The 524-nt window shown below is 63.9% G+C and carries 1 pseudogene; it reads right to left on the bottom strand.

Annotated features, from left to right (window positions below):
• A pseudogene (locus QN219_RS26415) lies at positions 1 to 524 on the bottom strand (two-component sensor histidine kinase); the annotation flags it as partial.

Genomic DNA, 524 nt, shown 5'->3' with positions numbered 1-524 from the left:
CTGCAGCCTTGCATCGCGTGCGCCTGCCGATAGTGCGGGGGTCAGTGGCGACAATTGCTCCAGCCGCCAGTTCGTCGACGGCACCATCGTTTCGACGCGCAGGAATCTCTCGGGGCGGCTGCCCGGGAGCAGGGCATTGAGGGTGGAGGAACCGTCGGCCTTTGCTTCGATTTGGCTGAATGGCAGCGGCAGCAGGGGCGCGTCGCCGAATTGCAGGCTTTCGCGGATCGACGCCAGACGATCCTCGGGAATTTGCTTCGTCGTCATGAAACGCCAGGAAGGGATGCTGGTGATGAGGACGATGCCTCGTCGGTCGGTGACATAGACGGGCTTGCCCGTGCTAGCCCAATCCGCTTCGACGCCGTCGAATTCGAGCTTGGCGACGATCACTCCGATCGGCCCCGCCGGCCCGTCGATCCGCCGCGAAATGTAGAGGCCCGGCCGCCTGCTCACCGTGCCCATGGCGAAATGCTCCGCCTGACCATCGCGGATAGCCAGCCGGAAATAGTCGCGAAAGCCATAGT

This window comes from Sinorhizobium sp. 8-89, assembly GCF_030124325.1.
GTDB lineage: Bacteria > Pseudomonadota > Alphaproteobacteria > Rhizobiales > Rhizobiaceae > Sinorhizobium.
Note: the sequence above shows the minus strand (reverse complement) of the source record. Positions and strands in the feature narration are given on the sequence as shown.